2 protein-coding genes are annotated in these 1,277 nt (G+C 50.7%); both read left to right on the plus strand.

All coding sequences use genetic code 11. The features are described 5' to 3' along the window. Positions 1-232 precede the first annotated feature (232 nt). Positions 233-511: a type II toxin-antitoxin system RelE/ParE family toxin gene (locus tag BMZ23_RS14745; RefSeq protein ID WP_093479098.1), complete on the plus strand. Its 279-nt coding sequence runs from the start codon at positions 233-235 to the stop codon at positions 509-511. 10 nt (positions 512-521) lie between these two features. Next, positions 522-836, plus strand: coding sequence for a HigA family addiction module antitoxin (locus tag BMZ23_RS14750; protein ID WP_093479101.1), 315 nt, complete (start codon positions 522-524; stop codon positions 834-836). The last annotated feature ends 441 nt before the right edge of the window (positions 837-1,277 follow it).

A 1,277-nucleotide genomic window follows, 5' to 3' on the forward strand; every position in this document is an offset into this window, starting at 1 on the left:
TTCGTCGTTAGTGCTGATTGTAGTCGGATTACCCTTGGTACTGCTGGGCCTTCCAAGGCTACACAATCGCTGGCTTACGCGTGCCAATGCATAACAAGCGGTTCAAGTCGTTCGCTTCGCTCACTGGGACGGGCTAAGCCCGCCCCTTAACCAAACGTTATGCCTTCCTACTCGCCCGCTGCGCCATATAATAACGCTTGACGTTAATAACGTTCTGCGTCATTCTTTCTCTATGATCATATCGTTCAAGTGTAAGGATACTGAGAAGCTAGCAAGCGGACGCAGCGTCAGACGCTTCGTCAATTTTGAGCGAGTTGCCTTGAGGAAAATTCGGCAGCTTCAGGCTGCAAGCCAGCTGGATGATCTCAAAGTACCGCCCGGAAATATGTTGGAGCCATTGCATGGTGACCGCCAAGGTCAGCACAGCATTCGAATCAACAGGCAGTTCCGGGTTTGCTTCCGCTGGACCAAGGCCGGTGCGGAAGATGTCGAAATTGTTGATTATCATTAGGAGGTAACTCATGCGCAACATTGAAGCTGTAACGCCGGGCGAGTTACTGAAGGAAGAGTTCCTTGAGCCGATGGGTATTTCTCAATACCGCTTGGCTAAAGAGATTGGGGTGCCTGCTCAGCGGATCGGCCAGATTATTGCGGGAAAACGTGCGATTACCGCAGATACGGACCTGCGACTCTGTCGTTTCTTTGGTTTGTCCAATGGCTACTGGTTGCGAGCTCAGGCAGCCTATGACACTGAGATTGCCGAAGATGCCCTAGAGGATCAGCTGAAGAACATTCGTCCTTGGAGTGCTGTATCCGAAATCGGGCACAGGGCATAACAATCGGCTGCACAGCGACCGATTTTCCGCCGCTTCGCGGCTCCAAACCGGCGCGTGAGCCGGGCGTTAAACGATCATGAAATTTGCTGAAAGAGATCGAATTGGTCACATTGAAAGGCTCAATTTGCCTCCAAATTTGAAGGCATTTTTAATAGATCTTGACTGCCCGAGTGGGATGTAACGTCTTTTTCAGACGCCATACTATTTTTACTCTCAGGGTGCTCCTGACAACCCTGGAAACTGGCCGACATTTTCTGATCGAAATTTGGCTCCGCTATGGGAGCATGGTGAGTTGATAGTGGCTGTGGATATAGGCGTCAGTTCACCGGAGTATCTTTCGTTTTATCTAGGGAATCGCTGATCAATTCAGATTGGCACGGTTCCAGCGCCAATCGACGGTATTTTTGATGCAGCCAACCTGCTCTCGGCGACATTGCTCCG

Source organism: Halopseudomonas yangmingensis (genome assembly GCF_900114825.1).
GTDB lineage: Bacteria > Pseudomonadota > Gammaproteobacteria > Pseudomonadales > Pseudomonadaceae > Halopseudomonas > Halopseudomonas yangmingensis.

What these genes read in the sequence shown, in the direction of transcription:
- BMZ23_RS14745 (WP_093479098.1), top strand. Translation starts at nt 233, where the DNA reads ATGATCATATCGTTCAAGTGTAAGGATACTGAGAAGCTAGCAAGCGGA.
- BMZ23_RS14750 (WP_093479101.1), top strand. Translation starts at nt 522, where the DNA reads ATGCGCAACATTGAAGCTGTAACGCCGGGCGAGTTACTGAAGGAAGAG.